This window comes from Acinetobacter proteolyticus (assembly GCF_000367945.1).
Taxonomy (GTDB): domain Bacteria; phylum Pseudomonadota; class Gammaproteobacteria; order Pseudomonadales; family Moraxellaceae; genus Acinetobacter; species Acinetobacter proteolyticus.
This window is the reverse complement of record NZ_KB849179.1, coordinates 1,020,935-1,039,219: the sequence shown is the minus strand read 5'-3', so window position 1 is coordinate 1,039,219 and position 18,285 is coordinate 1,020,935. Positions and strand designations below refer to the sequence as shown.

Genomic DNA, 18,285 nt, shown 5'->3' with positions numbered 1-18,285 from the left:
ATTTAAAATAATATATTATAAAAACATATATTGATTAGTGAGAGAGGATGATGACAAGTATTATTCTAGCTTTGATTGGTGGCGCGTTAATTGGATTAGCGGCTGTAGGTTATTTGTACGTCAATGGGCGTGTCGCGGGTGTGAGTGGTTTGATTGCCCAATTATTACAGCCCAAAACATTTTTACATAGTTCGGCTTTTTGGTTTTTATTAGGCCTGATTATTACACCATTTATTTATCAAATTTTTGTCAAGCCTGAAATTATTATGCAGTCGTCTCCGCTCGCTTTGATCATTGCTGGACTGTTGGTAGGCTTTGGGACACGCTTAGGCTCAGGTTGTACCAGTGGGCATGGGATCTGCGGGATTAGCCGTTTATCGCCACGTTCAATGGTTGCCACAATCACATTCATGTTCGCTGGTTTTGTTACGGTCTATATAGTGCGTCATATTCTGGGAGCAGCATAATGAAGAATTTGTTTGCCTTGATCTTTGGTAGTCTATTTGCACTAGGCCTTTTGATTTCTGGAATGTCAAATCCTGAGAAGGTATTAAGTTTTCTAGACATTTTTGGTACATGGGATATTAGTTTGATGTTTGTGATGATTGGTGCAATTGCAGTTGCATTCATCCCATTTCAGAAAGCCTTACGCAATCCCAAAACATTATCAGGTGAGGCGATTGCTTTACCAAAGAATAATCAAATTGATAAGAAGTTGATCACAGGTGCGATATTATTTGGTATAGGTTGGGGAATTGCAGGTATTTGCCCAGCACCCGCAATTACCTTGATCGGACTGGGTTATTTTGAAGTTTGGTATTTTATTGCAGCAATGCTGCTCGGCATGTTGATCCATCGTCTTTGGGCCAAACAGTAGGAGAAATGCAGTGCAACATCCAACAGTCAAAGCCTTTTTTGATGAGCAAAGTAATACCTTTAGTTATGTTGTGCATGATGCTGAAACAAAGCATTGTGCAATTATTGATAGTGTTTTGGATTATGATGCTGCCTCTGCATCAACCTCCACGCAGCATGCAGATGAGATTATTAACTATATTGAATCTCAAGCTTTCACAGTGGAATGGATATTGGAAACGCATGTTCATGCAGATCACTTAACCGCGTCACAATATCTGAAATCCAAGCTTGGTGGCAAGATTGCAATGAGTGAGAAAATTGCCATTGTTCAGGAAACATTTAGTGCGATTTATCATATTGATATGAAGTATTTTAATACGCATCAGGTATTTGATTATCTGTTTAAAGACCATGAACATTTCAATATCGGAAACCTAGCGGCATATAACATACCGACACCAGGCCATACACCCGCGTGTTTAAGTTATGTGATCGGTGATGCTGTTTTTATTGGTGATACCTTATTTATGCCCGATTATGGAACGGCACGTTGTGATTTTCCGAAAGGTAGTGCAAATATCTTATTTGATTCTGTACAAAAGCTATATCAGTTGCCTGAGCAAACGCGTGTCTTTTTATGTCACGACTATAAACCACAAGGCCGTGATGAATATATTTACGAAACCGATATTCGAGCACAGAAGCAAAGTAATATTCACTTAAACGCAAAAACACTGAAGCATGATTTTGTACAAATGCGTCAAAGACGTGATGCGACTTTGTCGATGCCTAAACTCATCTTACCAGCAATTCAAATCAATATGGATGCAGGCCGATTCCCAGAACCCGAGTCTAATGGGGTTCGCTATTTAAAATTACCTTTGAATTATTTTAATTAATCATCACAAACTCAATTGCTCAAAAGGATTTGAGCGATGTCTTTTACTCGCACATTAAGAATGAAAAATGAAGCTTAGGTTTCGTTTGAACACTTAATTGTTATGTTATAACATTGCAATTGAAAATAAGGAGTTCAATGTGCGTTACAAAGCCTTGGCAATAGCCATTCTATTTATTCATCAGCAAGCATTTGCAAATGAGCAGGACAGCCCTGTCATCTTGCCAAATATCAGTTTAAAAGCAGAAACAGATCTTTCAATCGGGAACAATATCGTTGTAGAAAACCGAAATACACAAAATCAAACTTTAGGGGATGCACTCAAGCAGGTATCAGGTGTACAGAGTAGCTCTTTTGGTCCCAATGCAGGCGCACCAGTTATCCGCAGCTTAAGTGGAAATCGTGTACAAATTCTTGAGGACGGGTTATCAATTTATGGCATGAATGCGATCAGTGGCAATATTGCCCTTCCATTTGATCCTTTATTTAATCAGTCTATTCAGGTGAATAAGTCATCGGATAGTGTGCGATACGGCGGAAATGCAATTGGTGGCAGTGTAAATGTAGAAAATGGTCTGATTAGCAAAGAAATTCCCAAGAAAGATCATAATTTAGAGCTGGCTGTACGAAAAGGTTGGAATAATGCAGATGCACATGGTTTTAAATTGAACCTCAATAACCAAAGTAATTTTTCAACTAACTTCTTATTCTCAAAACAAGACATTTCTTCTTATAAAATTCCGGGAAATAGCAAAGCTGAGCAATGTAATAGCGCAGTTTTCCCAGCAACGGGCGGTGTGAATTCAGCATTAGCAGATGCTTGTCAAAAAGATACGCGCATACAGCAGATCTATAACACCGCATCGCAAAAGTATATTGACCAATTTATGACTGAAAATCCGGATTGGGCTGATGGTCAGTTTTCATTCTATACCGATAAACCTTCATCTGTTTGGAGTGGTAAGACATATATCAACCCAGTAAATCCTGAATATATTGCTGATACACCCAAGTTTAAAGAAAATAGAATTAATAACGATGTGACACCAAATTACAATCGAAAGCTAGGCAATAGCTATTTGGAAAACCAGCATTATGCGATCGGAAGTACTTACTTTCTGCAAAATGGTTATATCGGCTTGAGTGCGGATTCAAAGAAAAATGCATACGGCGTACCAGGTTTTTCTTTAGAAAATAAGTCATTTCAATCTTCCTATGAGGATGGCTTGCCCGTTGGTGTAAAGACCGATCAAAGGAAATATAGCCTAGACAGCCAAATTAATTTTGATATTCCATTTTTAAAAGGCATTGATATCAAAGCGAATCAGGTGATCAATCGTTCAGGTGAATATCTCGGGACACAGTTAGCAAATGATTACCGCTTTGATACCAAACAAGCCGAAATTGTATTGAGACATCAGCCTTTTACTTATTTGAATAGTTTACTTGGGCTGAGTCAGAGTAACCGAAGCGTTGAAGGACAGGGGAAACTACGCTATTTACCCAATGTAAATACCAAGACACAAGCCATTTTTATTCAAGAGAAAATTGATTTGGGTCGAGTTTCCTTTGATGCAGGTTATCGTCAAGAAAGTATTGATCATACGATCAAAGACAGTGATTTTAAAGTCTCTCGTAATTCACCAAATACAACACTACAAGACACCAGTTTTGATCTGGAAAATTATAGTTTCGGTTCATATCTCAGAATGAATGACTATCTAGGCATGAAGGTTAGATATTCAGTATCAGAGCGTGCACCTGAGCTGAATGAGCTTTATGCCAGTGGCAATCACTATTCGATCATGGTTAATGAGCAAGGAAATCAAAAGTTAGAGGCTGAAAAATCTAAAAATACAGAGCTGACTGCTTTATTCAATTATCAAGATTTTAATCTTGAGGCTACTGTATATAAGATGAAATTTGAAAACTATCTCTATCTTACTCATTCTGGCATGCAAACGGCGAATCGCTTACCACTCAAATATTGGACTCAAACAGATACTGAAATTACAGGTTTTGAGGTTGATCTTAAACAGAGAATCAATACGCAGCAATTTGGCATTTTTACGCTTGGCGCGTTTGCTGATTTTGTGAAAAATAAGAATTTAAATCCGAATCGAACGAGCTTGTTTAATGATGGCAATTATTTACCAAACATGCCAACCAGTCGCTATGGTGCAAGCGTAGAGTGGAGTAAAGGGGATTGGGCGGCACGCCTCTCAAGTATTTATTATGATAAACCTAAATATCTAGGGAAGAATGTTTCGGAGGAAGAGCCTTTACCATCCTTCAATATGGTCGATATGCAGATTAGCAAGCATCTAAAATTAAAGAACTCTGATATTGACGTGTTCTTGAATGGTTCAAATCTGCTGAATGAGGAAGCGAGACCGCATAACTCACCATTGAAATATATTGCACCATTGCCAGGGCGTGGTTTTCAGCTTGGCATAAGTATGAAGATATAAGGTATAAAACTGGCCACTGAAAGAAAATCTCAAGAACTGCTTTCAGTGGTCGCCACTTAACACGATCGATTTAAATTTTTTAATGAATTTTTGACGATGAGATCATGCACCAAGGAGACAGGAAGCATATAAATTTTTCCGAAAAAATTGTAAGTAATCACACTGGTTGTGATCGTTAATTCATTCTTAAGCTCGTCATGCTCCTGAAGCTGTAATGCGACTAACACACTGAGGTGCTTATCTGTAGATTGTAAATATAATTCCTTGTCCGTAATTTTCACCACATCAAAAAAATCCAACTTTTCGTTGATCGAAACATTTTCTGGTTTAACTGAACTAAAGCCTTTGATCGGTTGAACACCTCCAAACTTTAAACTTAAAAAATCTCTGATCTTAAAGGCGATACGTAGCCAAAAGGGCGGATGACCTGTCATTAAGTTATAAACTTGCATTACTGTCAGATTCTTGTCGATATATTGATGTGCTTCATGTAAGTAGTTAAGCGATGCTAATGGAGCAACCAAAGGATGAAGGTCATTCTGATGTTCCATTGTGCTTATTCCTAGATTTATAGATATATGAAATTTATAATAATTTATAGATGAATTGCTGAATGTTTGTCAATCACATTATCTGACGATTATTTTGAATTTGATTTGATGTTCTAGTATAAAATAGCTTTTCTAATTGATATTTATTTTGCTAAGCTAAATTACATTTCACATAATTTATAGAAAATTTAACCATAGCAGGACCGATTTTAAAACATAGATAAATAAGTCCTTACTTTGATAAAAGTTGGCTTTTTCGGGAAGTGGATTTTCCCATTCAAAATTTTTAACGAATTATATTAAAAAGGAAAAATCATGCATCAACACAACTTCAACTTATCTGATCACTTTAAATTAGGCATTTTTGCCTCTAATTGTTCTGGAGGTCTAACACCTTCGACTCTGGATGATGGTTGGGATGCCAGCTGGAGCCAAAACTTAGAATTGGCACAAATGGCCGATGATGCAGGAATTGATTTTATGTTATCCGCTGCACGTTTTATTGGTCACGGCGGTCAAAAAGATTTTCACGGAACTGTGTTAGAGACCGTGACATGGACATCGGCGTTACTAGCTAAAACGAAAAATATTCATATCTTTGCCACACTGCATACAGTGCTGAATCATCCAATTGTGGTTGCCAAGCAAATTGCGACTATGGCACAAGTCAGTGACAATCGTGTGGGTTTAAATATTGTAGCAGGTTGGAATAAGCCTGAATACGACGCGATGGGATTACAATTACCGGATGATCATGAAACACGATATGGTTATGCACAAGAATGGTATGAATTAATTAAAAAAACTTGGCAAAGTAATGAGCCTTTTGATTGGCAAGGAAAATTTTTTCAAACGCAAGGCACCTATGGCAAACCAGCTCCTCAAGTTTTTCCACCCATTTTTAATGCTGCTGGTTCAAAAGAAGGGCGCGAGTTTGCCATTAAAAACTCAGATTTTTTATTTACACCCGCCGCTGATTTATCACGCTCTGTGACAGAAATTAAAGAACTTAAAGATGAGGCTGAGACTTTAGGTCGCAAAACTAAAGTTCTGACCTTTGCTCATGTGATTTGTCGTGCTACTGAAGAAGAAGCCAAAGCTGAGTGGAATAGACAGCTAAATCATGCTGATCATGGTGCAGTAGCACATTTGATGGATACCTTATTTGCCTTTTGTAAATCATTCCCTGCTGATTTACGTGAACAATTACGCCAACGTATTGCCGTAGGCCATGGTGGTTTTCCGTTGGTTGGGACGCCTGAACAAGTGGCAGAAGGGCTGATACTGTTAGATGAAACAGGTTTTTCAGGTAGTACTTTATCTTTTCTCAACTACACTCAAGAATTTCCATATTTCAGGGATCATGTTTTACCGATTTTAAAGGACAGAGGCTTACTGAAAGCTTAGGCTGATGGGGTTTGTGATGATCTTTAGATGTGTCACAGATCATCACAGTTTGTTGTGAGTCTTTTATTCAAATGAAAAATACTTAAACTTACACTATAAAATAGCTCAATAATTAAACTTGAGAATAACAAATGTCATAACAGAAGTACGATTATTACTTAACTGGCAATACTTTTAATGATAAGCATAATAATGGAAATACTAGAAATTTTAGTATTTAACTCCCATTAGAAACATTTCTTCCATCAATCTCGAAGAAAAAATTGAATGCTATCGGAGCAGAGTGGATCAAAAAGAATGATCCTACGACTCAGCTAGAAAATCTATTTGAAATCTCGATCAGTTACAGCATTTAAAGACATTACAGCCAAAATGTTTGTAAGCAAATCGTTAATTACTAAGTATCAAAACATTGAAAATAGTTGCATAATTAGGATAAAAAACTAGAAAGTATCAGTTTTATAAAGTGGAATGGTTAGGTTCTTTCTTAGCTTTGGCATTAAAATTTCAATTAACGTAAGAGTCGATAGAGATGTTAAAAGCATCATAAAAACTTCTAGAGAATGACTTAATATAAAAAGTAGGCTAAAAAATACAGAAAAGCATAATAGACTAACTAGAAAGTTTTTAAAGTATAGTGTGATAAAAACAGAGTATAAGAATGAGGAAAAGAATAAATTAAAATTTTTATTCATTCCCATTTTGTCAAACAAGATGATTGCTAACGAAATAATTATTACTGAAAGAGAAAAAATAAAAAAATTCTTGATGATATTCATTTCTTTTCCTCAATTTAATTTCATAAGAGAATACCCACCTTTAAGGGCCTCATCTCAAAGGTGGGTGTTGGGTCTTACACCATTATTAAAAGTAAGCCTTTATATTATTTTGTAGTCTAAAATTATCATGGCTAATTATTTTAAACTCAATAAAAATAATGGATTATCGAAATTTGGTGTATGAAAAAATTATAATTATTCAAGAAATAATCGGTATAAGCTTTGGCTTACATAATCATGAGAAATTTCGCACACTTGGTTATTAAATGATCTATTTTTCTGTCAAATAATTCAGTATTTTTAAAATAAATCAGTTGTTTATATTTAATTGATTTAATTTTATTCGAAGTTTATTAATATTTCTTAACATAAGTATTGTGTATGTTATACGAAAGAAAGTAAAAAATAAAAATAGCATTAAAAAACAAAAACCTGTATGGTGTAATTCAAGCTTTCCTCAAAGACTAAATCTCAAAAGGCTTTTTCTTAAGAAAATGTTTGGCATCTCTCTAAGTAATTTTTGTATGTGGGTGTATCCAAAATGGAATTCGTTAGAGTTTTATATGCAAGTAAGGCCTCAAATATCTATCCTGATCTTAAACATGATTTATTAAAAATCCTTGATACAGCTGTTGATTTCAACTCTAGAAACGACATCACAGGAGTCCTTTACTATGGACATGGTTACTTTGTTCAATGTTTGGAAGGTCGAAAAAGTAAAGTTGATGAACTGTTTTATCAAAAAATTTTAAAAGATGATCGTCATAAAAATTGTGAAATTTTATTTTACGAAAAATGTGATTTTGGTCTTTTTAAACATTGGAATATGAAGTTTGCACCAATTAATAAAAGATTAGGTGATTTTTTCTTAGAAAATCATAGGGATGATTTTAATCCATTTTTACTTACCACAGACTCTATACCTTCATTTATTCAACTTTTAGCCGCAGAGTATGCAACTGAGCCGTATGTTTTTGAAGTAAATGAATAGTGTAAAAGTTTACTACCGCATTGTACATAAGAGAAGAAAATGAAAATTCAATTGTGCTATGCAAGTTCACGACAAGGTCTTGCAGATGATTTGATTGATGATTTAAGCAATATTTTGACAGTAGCCAGAGACTTTAACTCTAAAAATGTTGTATTTGGTGTATTGTATTATGCCAATAATGCATTTTTTCAGTGCTTGGAAGGGGAAGACTTCATTGTTTTACCTTTATTTGAAAGTATCAAAAAAGATCCAAGACATAAAAATATTATTGAATTTAAAGTAAAAAAAATTCAAAAATATAGTTTTAGAAATTGGTCTATGAAGTATGTCCAAAAAAGCTCTAAAGTAGATATTTTCTTTAATCGTTTGGGCTATGCAGAATTTGCTCCTTCAGTTCTAAATGATCAAAACTTGGATGGATTGCTTGAAGCATTATTGAATGAAAATCAAACTCGCGTTCGTAAAAAAGTAGGGTTGAATCAAAGAGGCATTCATCCCTATTTTTGAAAATAGGTTTATTTAAGCTTTTAAGTTTGTTGAATTTTAGGCCAACAGTGTTACAGATTACATCGTTTAAGAATATCTAATTTTGCCAATAGAGTTAATTTCAATAACTTTATATAGCTTATTTTTATAATGGATGACTTTATTGATGTATGCATTGTCTAACTCATCCCATATGTCAAAGTTAAAAAACTCAGCAGTTTCTGCATAAATCCATAACCAGTTTGAGACTCTACTCTTTTGGACAGCGTCATATACCGAATCTTGAACTTTTCGGAGTTTATGTAATTTTAAGTCTTCATCCTGAAGAACAACTGCTTTAACTTTCAAATACAATACCGTTAAGAAAAGAACTGTAGCTCTTATTTTATACAATTAAAATCTTTCATCCCATTTCAGAATGTAAAATAAAAGCTATGATGAGATTCATTATTCAAAAAGGAGTTAATAACGTGATAACAACTCGTAATCAGCTATTCAAACTTCCCATTTTTCTTGCTCTGATCATTTTCTTAGGTATTCAGTATGTACATGCTGAAGGGAATTGTCCTTCAGGCTATTATCCAATAGGTGGGCAAGGTGTTCAGGGGTGTGCACCAATTCCTGGTGGGGCTAGTGGGGGAAACACCAATGATAATCCAACTTTGTATCCTATGGCTGAAACATTGTGGGGAGCGATTGCCGAAGATAAAAGTAAAGGATTAAAGGGGCGGGCCTTTGGTTCTACAAGAAATTTTAAATCTAAAGAAGAGGCACAAACAAATGCATTAAAAGGATGTCAGAAGGATGGCGGACAAAAATGTGAGCTATCACATACATATAAAAATGGCTGCGTTGCTGTGGCTGATCCGAATAACGGTGGCCAAAAATCAGAAATTAAATATAATGTTTCAGAAGATAAGGCTAAAGAAGCTGCATTACTTTTTTGCTCGTTAAATAATCAGCAATCGTGTCGCATCGTGTATTCTGGATGTAGTTTGTAAAAATTGTAAGTATTTGAATATCTTTAATATGCGCCGATTGTATTCCGAATTTAGCATGAATGACTATTTTATTTCAAATCAATAAAGACTTGGCGGTTTACGAATTTTTCAGATTTTGATTGGTTTAATTGGCCATGCCAAAAAAGAGATTACATTGGCACGCCCATCATCCACTTGATGGGCTTTTTTCAACCTACAAAACAATAGGCTGTAAATTTTCAGTAATCATTGTTCTGTAATTGTCAGATTCAAAGAAATACGCTTGTTGGTTCAAATTTTATTGATTAAATTCTACAAGTCGTATTGTTTTGAGCTGATTACAGTACGATGGGTTTAGTTGAAAATGACATGATCGAAATTGAACCCCTTGGCCCGTCAAATTAATTTTTTGATGGGCTTTTTTTAAGAGTGAAATTTGATCATTCGTCACTTACCTAAGATTCAAGCTTTTAGTTACTTTTATGTACAAGAACATCGTATTTATAACATTAAGTTATTAAAGGCTCACTCATTGTAAAGAATGGACATGGTACAAAAAATCTCCAACTAAGGAGAGAATTATGACAATCATTACTTTAAAAAATATAGTGACTGGAACTAAAACTCGTATTCAATCAATTATTGAACCTCTAGTGAACATCGACTCAAACTGGAACTCTAGAGTTACCCCAATAGTAAAATGGATAGATGCGGAAACAGGGGATGATGTCCCCAAGGAACTTCTAGAGTTACTCAGAAGGCCCAAGCTTTATCAAGTTGTAAGTAAGAATGTACTTATTTACAAGATTGAATAGCACTTACACCTCCTTCGGGAGGTTTTTTATATGCTTAATACAACTTGAAATTGGACTTTTTTATTGATCAAATTTGATTAGAATATGTATATGAAAATATCCTCTTTAAAGCCTCAGCCTATTCTTACCAGTTGGACTACCGAGCAAGACTGTTTTTTGATAGAGAATAGTTCTTTATCCATTGAAGAATTGAGAGTGCATCTACCTTACACTGAAGATGAGATACGAGTACGCAAATCTGTACTAGGGCTTGTACGCAGACAAAGACAGATGAATAGAATGTAAATTTCACCATATTCAAAGTGAGTTGTTACTTCGCGAAATCTTAATTACAGAACACACTACTTAAAAACATTAAGTTCTAGAAAAATTACCTTTTGCAATAATTTCCCATGGTACAAAAAGTCTCTCGTATAAGGAGATAACAATAATGACAATTATTACATTAAAGGACATAAATACTGGTGAGAAGTTACGAGTGAGATCATTCATTGATCCAGTCGTGAATTCTTTTGATTGCCAATATGTAGAAATTGAGCAGAAGATTCGTTGGGTTTATGAATTTAACGGAGAAGATGTACATCCAGAATTCCATGATGTCTTAAATCTTCAAGAACCCAAAAGGTTTGTTGGACGTGAACATATAATAGATATGATTGAATAAACTTGATTTTAATTAATATTCAAGGAGATCATAATGTTAGTTCAAATAGATTCAGAGAGTTATATTAATACTGAACATATTGTAGCTCTTACTACGTTCACTTCAATAGATGGTAATGTCAAAATTACGATTGATACTGTGACTTCGGCAAGTGGCCATGGACCATATGTTTTCAATAGAAGTAATGATGAAGATGCCAAACGATTAATAAATATATTAGTTGAATCTTTAAAATGATTACAGAAATGCTCCTAGTTAAGTGTTAAAGGAGTAGATTATTTAATTTCTGAATTTAATAAGGACGATAGGTCATGATAGATGAAAATAAGCCTTTAAATTTTGATGATGACGATGAACCTTTAGACTTAGAGGATGAAGAATTTATCGATGATAAGAAAGAGGATGAGCTTTACAATAGCATCACTAAAGATGGTTCAAGTGTAGATCCAGCAGATGATGGAACTAAACATATCCGTCCTGAAGATGGTGATCCTATAGAGGTCGAAGAATAAGCATTGTTTAATTTTGCTTTAGAAATAAGTAGGCCATACGTAATGCTCATCGAAAGGTGAGCATTCTTTTAAGTTTTCTCAATCCAATACAGAAGCTTTAGAAACACTAAGTTCAACGAGAGACTTTTTAAATAAAGAATGAATAATCCCACTTCGGGTGGTTTTTTAATAACCTTTTATCTGATTTAACAATTATTGAAAGTGATTTATTTATACTACTTATTCAAGTATAAAAAAGGTAAACGAAGTGAAGAAGATAATATTGGGCATCCTTATCACAGCCATTCCTGCAATGAACACTTTCGCAGAGTGTACTTATAATTTTGATGCAAACCAGACACAATTAAATGCAGTTTCATCAGGATCTCTACCTTTTCCGACTATTTCTGGACAAAAAGTTTCTTTAACTATAAGTCCTACAACAGGATCTAAAAGATACGTTGCTGCAAGTGGAAACTTTGGCAATAAGCAAATAAGTCAACCAGGAAAAATGATCGGGGATGTTACGCTATCCCAAAGTAACATTATTGCCTATGAAATGATTGTGAAAGTTCCAAATGTGGTTTTAAGTAACAATAGTATTATTGGCCTTTTTCCATTTACTTTTTTTGGAACTAAAGATGATAAACATGTTTTATCAAATTCGATTATGAGTCTAAATAATATTTCTGAGGTTCCAAACCAAATATTATCAGCATGGCAATCAAGAGATCTGTCAAACAGTGCTTTAATTGGTGAGAATACTATTGATAATAATGTGTTGAATAATGGTGCAAGGCTAGGTTTTTACATCAATCAACAAACGCAACAAATAGGCGTAATCTCAAATGGAACAAATTATGGTTATGTGGGGAGTTACTCTACAAAGCCAAATGAAGGTTATTTTCTAGCACAGATTGCTGTACAAGATGTTCCATCAAACTCAGCTATGGTAGGGAAAACATTTTCGCTTGAGCTAGTTACAGACCGTACTAAACTTCAAAACACTTATCCCACTGGGGCCAAAGATATTTGTGGAAATACGATTTAATTGAATTAAACCACCTTCGGGTGGTTTTTTTATGAATATGGAAAAGCCCTTGAGCTCCTTTATTCCATCTCTGATGTGAAAAATAAAGTCATTTTTGAGAAAATTTTCCTTTATTTAAAAATTTGTAAAATAGAATGATTATTTCATGTCATTTGAGTCAATAAAGATATTATTAAAATATTGTGAAGGTGAAATTTTCACCAACAAAAGATCCAAGCAAAAAACGGGAATATTCTATAAAATAAACGAAACTTTTCGCTCAATTTAAAATTTGGCTCTTTATATAAATGACTGATATAGAAGTAGAAACACATCCATTACAACCGTTTTTACCTTCCAATGCGAAGCTATTGATGCTGGGTAGTTTTCCACTACCACAAACTCGCTGAAAGATGGATTTTTACTATCCCAACTATCAAAATGTAATGGCGATAAATTAAATTAAGATAATGATTTATATGAATTATTGTGGTGAAAATTAGCGTTTTTAACGTAAAAATGGGACTTATAGAAACCATAGAAAACAATAACTTAGAAATCCCATTTGTGAAGCGTATTTATGTCATTTAGGCAAATGGCAGGGTAATTCCGACATCAACATCATTCCAAACAATTTCATGTCCAGCCTCATAATGTTCGGTCATTTTTACTGAGCTATGGCCAGCCAAAGCTTGAGCACTTCGACCTGCTTTTTTATGTAAGAAAATAGCCAGTGATCGTATTTCATGAAAAGTCGGAATTTGCCTACCTTTCAGATCTGGATATGCCTTAGCAAGTTTAACGATCTTCAAGAACTCCTCGGATAAATACTGAGGAAGAATTTGAGTCCAGTGCTCTTTATTTGCATTCTTAGTTTTACGCTTAGGAAGTTGATAAATTACAAACGGAGTAACAACTTTAGCTGATTTGCATCGATCTAAAACCTTTTGCAGTTCTGCATCAATTTTAATTCGAACATATCCAGCACCTTCCATCACCTCAAATTCATCGAATGAATCGGTGGTGGTTTTCTGTTGTGCAATATGAATATATCCATCATAAATATCAGTCCAATGTAGAGCCACTATATCCGTACGTCTTTGAGTGGTTAAAAGAGATAGGTCAATTGCGTTCTGGAGCCATAATGGGGAATGAGCCCTAATCTGTTGTAGCCCTGCAACCGTATGGCGCTTACGTTGTCTCTGAACGTGCTTTGTCAAAGTAATGCGGGTAGGGTTATCAGGACAGATCCCTTTACTCATCGCTACATCAAAAATATTACAAAGCAAGCTTCTAAGCGCCTTACGGTTTGATGGTGTCAGCTCATCTAATTGATCATTTACCATTTTTAAAGTAATGGAGTCTAAAGATTTATTACCCCAAACTTTGAAAATTCGGTTCAACTGAATTTGATAATTCTTCTTTGTGTTGTCCGATATAGGGCGACAATCTTTACGTCTCTTTTCTTCAAGGAACTGTTCGCAAAAATCTTTAAATGAGACTGCTTTGCCAGTTACGCTAGAAACATAATCTTCTTCCTGAATCAGCAGTGAGTTAAGTTTACGGGCAGCTTGAACTGCAATAGCCTTGTTACTCCCCATAGAATGAAATTTACCCGTTTCAGGATGGCGATATCGCCATGATTTACCATTATCCCTATAGAGATTCGCAGGCAAGTCTTTGTTGCCTGCATTTCTAGAACGTGACATTTTTAACCTTGCAGTACTTTATTTACTAACTCATCGCCAGTTTGCTTTTCATAAGCTTCCCAGTTGATGTACCAGGTACCGCGTTTGCCATCTTCTGCGCCATGTAATTCAGCAGGCAATTTACCGATGCGGCATTTACGGGTGATGGTTTGGGGAGTGGGAGGAGTGGCGCCATTTTCAGCGTCTCCATACACGCGCTTAATAAATTCAGATACTCGAATTAAGCAAGACATAGTTAATTCACCTCAAATTAGTTATTTATTTTTTCAAAAGACTGCGTGCGTGCAGCCTTTTGATTGGTTAATAGCGATACTGAGACATCCTTGATCAATTCATTGCCTTGCAATATCAGCTGTTTTGCTTGGAGAGCTGTCGTAGCCTCTACACGTCCTCGTAAGCTGCCTTTGCCGTGAAGCTTGGCCAAATACTTAAAGATGTAGGTTTTTACGCACTCCAACCCTCCATGTCCTTTTTTGCCTTACACGCCTGCACAATCTGATTTTCATAGCGTGTGCCCTTTAAATTGTTTATAGATCACACCTAGATCTGCTTCTTTGTCGGTGTGATGAATGGCGTTTAAAGCCTGTTGAAAATCATTGGTCAATTGCTGCGCCGCATTTGGCTGTGCGGTTTGGTTTTGCTGCTGACGTTGTTGTGCAGGTTGTTGGTTCTGATTGCGTTGCTGATTTTGAGCAGGGGCATTCTGTTGATTGTTCCGACTCTGTGCATTGGTTTGCTGATGGTATGCATCAGTATCGGCATCTTGGGTATCATCAATCAGGAATAGACCATTCAATGCGTATTTACGGGCATAGGAACTGGATGAACCAAATGTCTGGGCAACATCCATTCCTTTTTTATTGATCTCCACACCAGCATGTGCGGTAGTCATGGTTTGTTTGCCTTGGGCATCGGTAAAGACTGCTTTGGCTGTAATCACGACAACAGGACCGATCTCTTGCACTTCATCACTAACAACAAGGCTAGCGCCGTACTTTTGCAATAATGGCTTAACACCTTCAAGAATGTCTTCTAGGCTACGGTAATGGAATTTACCAAAGCTGTTGTATTTGCTCTTTGGTGCTTTTAACTCAAGCTGAATAAGTTGTAAGGCATCTAGTGTACTAGTTGATGCCATTTGTTGATTCACGGCTGCATTCATCATAAATCTCCTTAGGCACCGTTATATTGCGCGTTGCGGTAATCGATACGCTGTTCTTTGCTGTAGCGTGGTGTTTGGCTTTTCACTCTGCGTTCTATGGCACGTTGGTAATTAACGATTTTCTTGATATTACCTTTTAGCCAATACACCGCTAATTCTTCGTCTGTGATTGGGCGAGCTTGGCTTTCTAGCGATTCTTTAACAAGAATTGAATGCCACTCAAAATGTGGGGCTTGAGCACCACCAAAGAATTCACCATCAAAATCAGGGGTGTAATTTAACGATACGTTGACCAGATAAATTTTTGGGCCAAGGCGTACATTGTAGTAGCCGTTCACGTCTTTACAGATGAATTGCGCGAAAGGTGTGGTATAGCGTTTCTTTTGCATGACAGGCTCCAAAATATTGGTCTTACCCTGTGTATATGATGCTGAACCTCCAGTATTTACAGGGCTTACAAGTCGCTGTGCGTCATAGCTTGTCGGTTGTATTTTGTTCGATAATGAGCCGTTGAATAGCTTAGTTTTTTGGTTAGAAGCCGTATGTAATTGTCCCATGTGCTTATCCTCCAAAGATGCCGTAAATGATAAAGGTGAGGAGTAGCCAGAGCAGGAAAACGACTAGAATAATAGGAAAGAGCTTAAGCGCATCTTTTAGATTGGCTTTGATGAAGTCGAATGTACTGACCTGATAATCAGTAGCAGAAGGGTGTTGATGCAAACGTTGGGACGTTTGACTATGTATAGGCTTTTGTTTCATACTTATCTCGCTTAATTGCAAAGCCCCGTCGCCGTCCAAAGTTTCGGGGCTTTTTGTTGGTTACGAGATAAATATTACCAAAAAGGTAATTTATTGCAATATTTAAATTACCGTTTTGTCAATTTTTTTCTTATTTGATTTAAAAGTAAAAAGCTCACTTATGGGGTGAGCTTTTATTGACTTATCAAGTTTATTGTCTGCTGTGAATTATGACAAATTCTTCATTCATTGAAGAAACAGCTTCATTTTTTACTTTTGAAGTTATCCTTGGAGTTCTTTTCATTGGGATATCCCTGCTTAGAGTATCTACCAAAATGAATCCATTGGATGCTAAATATCTCGAAGTAATTTCTGTTAAATTGATATTTACTCTATCTACGGTTCTATTACCTAATGTCATAACAATATATTTGTCTGTCACACGACATATATCATCTAATGAAATAAAATAATCAGCGAAGAAATTTATAACTTTGGCTTGTTTTTCCTGAGAAATTTCGGCTAAGTAAGGTGTTAGCAAGGATTGGCCAAATTGCGTTAAAGAGTTTTTTTGCTTACCACCTAAACTCATCCTGTCTATTTTTGAATAGTTATCTAATTCCCAACCTTCCAGTTTTAAATCCTTAGGATCAATCCAAAACAATGCTAAGGATGAAAACTGTCCATAAGGAACAGTTGTTCCATTATCTCCATATGGTGGTGAAGTGATAGTTAAGTCCATACATCTATCATTGAGTTTATGAGACATTTTTAAAACATCTCCTTTTAAAAGTGTCACATTAGGAACTTTTAAATTAAACTTCTCATAGTTCTTTGCAATTTGATTCTTGAAGTCTCGAATCACATTATTCTGAAGCTTATTAATATCAACAGATTCCTTGATATGAAGTTTGTATGTTGATGATCTACTGTTGCTGTATTTCCTAATAATATTAGCAAATACAATCCAGAAAAATGCACGGTTACGTTTGCTGGAAATTTGAGTAATTGACCATCTAATTTTTTTCAAAGAATTGATTATATCTGTTCTAAACCACTTGCCAATATTATGAAACTCAAAATGATATTCTGGGCTATTTTCAATAAGAATGAAAAGAGATTGTATATCGGCTTTGATTTTTTGAGTGACACCTTTTAGCTTGCTATAAGTTATTAAATGAGCTAAAGGATTAATATCACATCCTGTTATTTTACAATCAATATTCAGTTTTGCTGCTTCGAATAAAGCTGTACCAGAACCATGATATGGGTCATAAACGGAATTTATTTGATTTATCTCAAATAAATTTTCCATAATTTTCTGTTGAACAGGAGCAATCATTGTTGCTGGATATAGGCTAACCCCATGAATATCATTTTTTCTATACTGACTAAAAGAAATATCTGTACTCATCAACTTATTAATCCTTTTACTCGGCAATGTGCATCAACTAATTGAGCGTAGTAACCCGCATGCATAGCAATATCTTTAATTGTTTCTTCACTTAGATGGCTAGATCCTGTGTGAGATCCTAAATTGGATGTTGCAACTCTTTGCGCAAAAAGTCCAGGAGAAAATGTATTTTTATTAATTTTATGCCTTGGATCTAAGCGTGCAGCTACTTTAGTGAAATGGCGACCTTGATCTTCAGAAATAATTTTAGTAATTATATTTTCAACTTGTTTTTCAAGCGGATCAGAATTAATTTCATCTTTGGTAAGTTGTTGATATCTATAGGTTGTTAAGTCAAAAATTAAACGAAGTGCTGAAGCCAAACACATATCAAACTCTTTATAGTTTTCATAAAGAAGATTAATTTGTGTAATAAGTCTATCGACTCCATCCAATATTATTTGATAATCAGAGTATCCAATGGGTTTAATCAAGATAGCATTAGTGTCTTTTGGATCAAATTTTGAATCTTTTTTAACAAAAGTTAGAGTTAATGATTTGCTTACTACTAATGGATTACCGTCACTATCAATTAGATGGTCGTCAACAAATGAATATTTTACAATTTTTGAGGTTGAATGATCTATTGATGATAAAAATGGAGATAAAATAGAAACATTATTAACACTTATTTTGATGGAATCTATTAATATATTTCTACCATTACTATTTTTTGCATTTTCAAAATATTGTTTTAAATCAATAATTTCTGATTCATTGTTAAATTTAATCGTGTCTTTGGTCTTGTTAAGATTTATGAAGGGTGTGAAGTTCTCACCACCAGCAGCTTGACCACCAGCAG

Annotated in this window: 23 protein-coding genes and 3 pseudogenes; 16 read left to right on the top strand and 10 right to left on the bottom strand. The window is 35.2% G+C overall.

Going from position 1 to position 18,285, the window contains the following annotated elements; all coding sequences use genetic code 11:
* Positions 1-50 precede the first annotated feature (50 nt).
* The 4 genes from F993_RS11900 (at position 51) to F993_RS11915 (ending at position 4,227) form a co-directional block, all read left to right on the top strand.
* On the top strand, positions 51-467 hold the full coding sequence (locus F993_RS11900) for a YeeE/YedE family protein (RefSeq protein ID WP_004653714.1): 417 nt from the start codon (positions 51-53) through the stop codon (positions 465-467).
* Complete coding sequence (locus F993_RS11905; RefSeq protein ID WP_004653712.1) at positions 467-877, top strand: DUF6691 family protein; 411 nt, start codon at positions 467-469, stop codon at positions 875-877. The genes F993_RS11900 and F993_RS11905 overlap by 1 nt, the downstream gene beginning before the upstream one ends.
* A gap of 10 nt (positions 878-887) precedes the next feature.
* The gene (locus tag F993_RS11910) at positions 888-1,757 is read left to right on the top strand and encodes an MBL fold metallo-hydrolase (protein ID WP_004653711.1); all 870 of its coding nucleotides are present in this window, start codon (positions 888-890) and stop codon (positions 1,755-1,757) included.
* 139 nt (positions 1,758-1,896) lie between these two features.
* Positions 1,897-4,227 (top strand): TonB-dependent receptor, encoded by a 2,331-nt coding sequence (locus tag F993_RS11915; protein ID WP_004653710.1) that lies wholly within the window; start codon positions 1,897-1,899, stop codon positions 4,225-4,227.
* 56 nt (positions 4,228-4,283) lie between these two features.
* Here F993_RS11915 and F993_RS11920 read toward each other — a convergent pair whose 3' ends face one another.
* Positions 4,284-4,778 (bottom strand): DUF2867 domain-containing protein, encoded by a 495-nt coding sequence (locus F993_RS11920; protein WP_004653709.1) that lies wholly within the window; start codon positions 4,776-4,778, stop codon positions 4,284-4,286.
* Positions 4,779-5,093: 315 nt separating this feature from the next.
* Here F993_RS11920 and F993_RS11925 point away from each other — a divergent pair, with 315 nt between their 5' ends.
* Positions 5,094-6,185: an LLM class flavin-dependent oxidoreductase gene (locus F993_RS11925; protein ID WP_004653708.1), complete on the top strand. Its 1,092-nt coding sequence runs from the start codon at positions 5,094-5,096 to the stop codon at positions 6,183-6,185.
* Positions 6,186-6,325: 140 nt separating this feature from the next.
* Positions 6,326-6,541, top strand: a pseudogene (locus tag F993_RS20855) (hypothetical protein); the annotation flags it as partial.
* 87 nt (positions 6,542-6,628) lie between these two features.
* Here the strand turns inward: F993_RS20855 and F993_RS20720 are convergent.
* Entirely contained in the window at positions 6,629-6,964 is a 336-nt protein-coding gene (locus F993_RS20720; protein ID WP_004653707.1) for a hypothetical protein, read from the bottom strand.
* A 541-nt stretch (positions 6,965-7,505) separates the two neighbouring features.
* Between F993_RS20720 and F993_RS11935 the strand changes: the two genes are divergently transcribed.
* Both F993_RS11935 and F993_RS11940 read left to right on the top strand, forming a co-directional pair.
* A complete protein-coding gene (locus F993_RS11935; RefSeq protein WP_004653706.1) occupies positions 7,506-7,955 on the top strand; it encodes a BLUF domain-containing protein in 450 nt (149 codons plus the stop codon).
* Between the two features lie 39 nt (positions 7,956-7,994).
* Complete coding sequence (locus tag F993_RS11940; RefSeq protein ID WP_004653704.1) at positions 7,995-8,462, top strand: BLUF domain-containing protein; 468 nt, start codon at positions 7,995-7,997, stop codon at positions 8,460-8,462.
* A 66-nt stretch (positions 8,463-8,528) separates the two neighbouring features.
* On the opposite strand, the gene F993_RS0119670 is transcribed toward F993_RS11940, so the two are convergent.
* On the bottom strand, positions 8,529-8,789 hold the full coding sequence (locus F993_RS0119670) for a hypothetical protein (RefSeq protein WP_032812701.1): 261 nt from the start codon (positions 8,787-8,789) through the stop codon (positions 8,529-8,531).
* A 122-nt stretch (positions 8,790-8,911) separates the two neighbouring features.
* Between F993_RS0119670 and F993_RS20715 the strand changes: the two genes are divergently transcribed.
* The 8 genes and pseudogenes from F993_RS20715 to F993_RS20705 form a co-directional block, all read left to right on the top strand.
* On the top strand, positions 8,912-9,442 hold the full coding sequence (locus tag F993_RS20715; protein WP_004653703.1) for a DUF4189 domain-containing protein: 531 nt from the start codon (positions 8,912-8,914) through the stop codon (positions 9,440-9,442).
* A gap of 560 nt (positions 9,443-10,002) precedes the next feature.
* Positions 10,003-10,236 carry a hypothetical protein gene (locus F993_RS11945; protein WP_004653702.1) on the top strand — a complete coding sequence of 78 codons (234 nt, stop codon included), beginning with the start codon at positions 10,003-10,005 and terminating at the stop codon, positions 10,234-10,236.
* 90 nt (positions 10,237-10,326) lie between these two features.
* A complete protein-coding gene (locus tag F993_RS20710) occupies positions 10,327-10,521 on the top strand; it encodes a hypothetical protein (protein ID WP_081401984.1) in 195 nt (64 codons plus the stop codon).
* A 145-nt stretch (positions 10,522-10,666) separates the two neighbouring features.
* Positions 10,667-10,900 carry a hypothetical protein gene (locus tag F993_RS11950; RefSeq protein ID WP_004653701.1) on the top strand — a complete coding sequence of 78 codons (234 nt, stop codon included), beginning with the start codon at positions 10,667-10,669 and terminating at the stop codon, positions 10,898-10,900.
* A gap of 33 nt (positions 10,901-10,933) precedes the next feature.
* Positions 10,934-11,137, top strand: a complete 204-nt coding sequence (locus F993_RS11955) for a hypothetical protein (protein ID WP_004653700.1) — start codon at positions 10,934-10,936, stop codon at positions 11,135-11,137.
* A gap of 74 nt (positions 11,138-11,211) precedes the next feature.
* Positions 11,212-11,412: a hypothetical protein gene (locus F993_RS11960; RefSeq protein WP_004653699.1), complete on the top strand. Its 201-nt coding sequence runs from the start codon at positions 11,212-11,214 to the stop codon at positions 11,410-11,412.
* A gap of 247 nt (positions 11,413-11,659) precedes the next feature.
* The gene (locus F993_RS11965) at positions 11,660-12,442 is read left to right on the top strand and encodes a DUF4882 family protein (protein ID WP_004653698.1); all 783 of its coding nucleotides are present in this window, start codon (positions 11,660-11,662) and stop codon (positions 12,440-12,442) included.
* Positions 12,443-12,729: 287 nt separating this feature from the next.
* A pseudogene (locus F993_RS20705) lies at positions 12,730-12,828 on the top strand (hypothetical protein); the annotation flags it as partial.
* 180 nt (positions 12,829-13,008) lie between these two features.
* Here the strand turns inward: F993_RS20705 and F993_RS11970 are convergent.
* The 7 genes and pseudogenes from F993_RS11970 to F993_RS20495 all read right to left on the bottom strand — a co-directional run.
* Positions 13,009-14,130, bottom strand: coding sequence for a phage integrase Arm DNA-binding domain-containing protein (locus F993_RS11970; protein ID WP_004653696.1), 1,122 nt, complete (start codon positions 14,128-14,130; stop codon positions 13,009-13,011).
* 2 nt (positions 14,131-14,132) lie between these two features.
* The gene (locus tag F993_RS11975) at positions 14,133-14,363 is read right to left on the bottom strand and encodes a hypothetical protein (protein WP_004653695.1); all 231 of its coding nucleotides are present in this window, start codon (positions 14,361-14,363) and stop codon (positions 14,133-14,135) included.
* A 211-nt stretch (positions 14,364-14,574) separates the two neighbouring features.
* Positions 14,575-15,292: pseudogene (locus F993_RS11980) on the bottom strand (ERF family protein).
* An 11-nt stretch (positions 15,293-15,303) separates the two neighbouring features.
* A complete protein-coding gene (locus F993_RS11985; protein WP_004653693.1) occupies positions 15,304-15,849 on the bottom strand; it encodes a hypothetical protein in 546 nt (181 codons plus the stop codon).
* 4 nt (positions 15,850-15,853) lie between these two features.
* Positions 15,854-16,051: a hypothetical protein gene (locus tag F993_RS20620; RefSeq protein ID WP_004653692.1), complete on the bottom strand. Its 198-nt coding sequence runs from the start codon at positions 16,049-16,051 to the stop codon at positions 15,854-15,856.
* Between the two features lie 190 nt (positions 16,052-16,241).
* Positions 16,242-17,444 carry a hypothetical protein gene (locus tag F993_RS11995; protein ID WP_004653691.1) on the bottom strand — a complete coding sequence of 401 codons (1,203 nt, stop codon included), beginning with the start codon at positions 17,442-17,444 and terminating at the stop codon, positions 16,242-16,244.
* A partial coding sequence (locus tag F993_RS20495) for a hypothetical protein (protein WP_004653690.1) occupies positions 17,444-18,285 on the bottom strand: 842 nt, incomplete at its 5' end. The genes F993_RS20495 and F993_RS11995, both read right to left, overlap by 1 nt.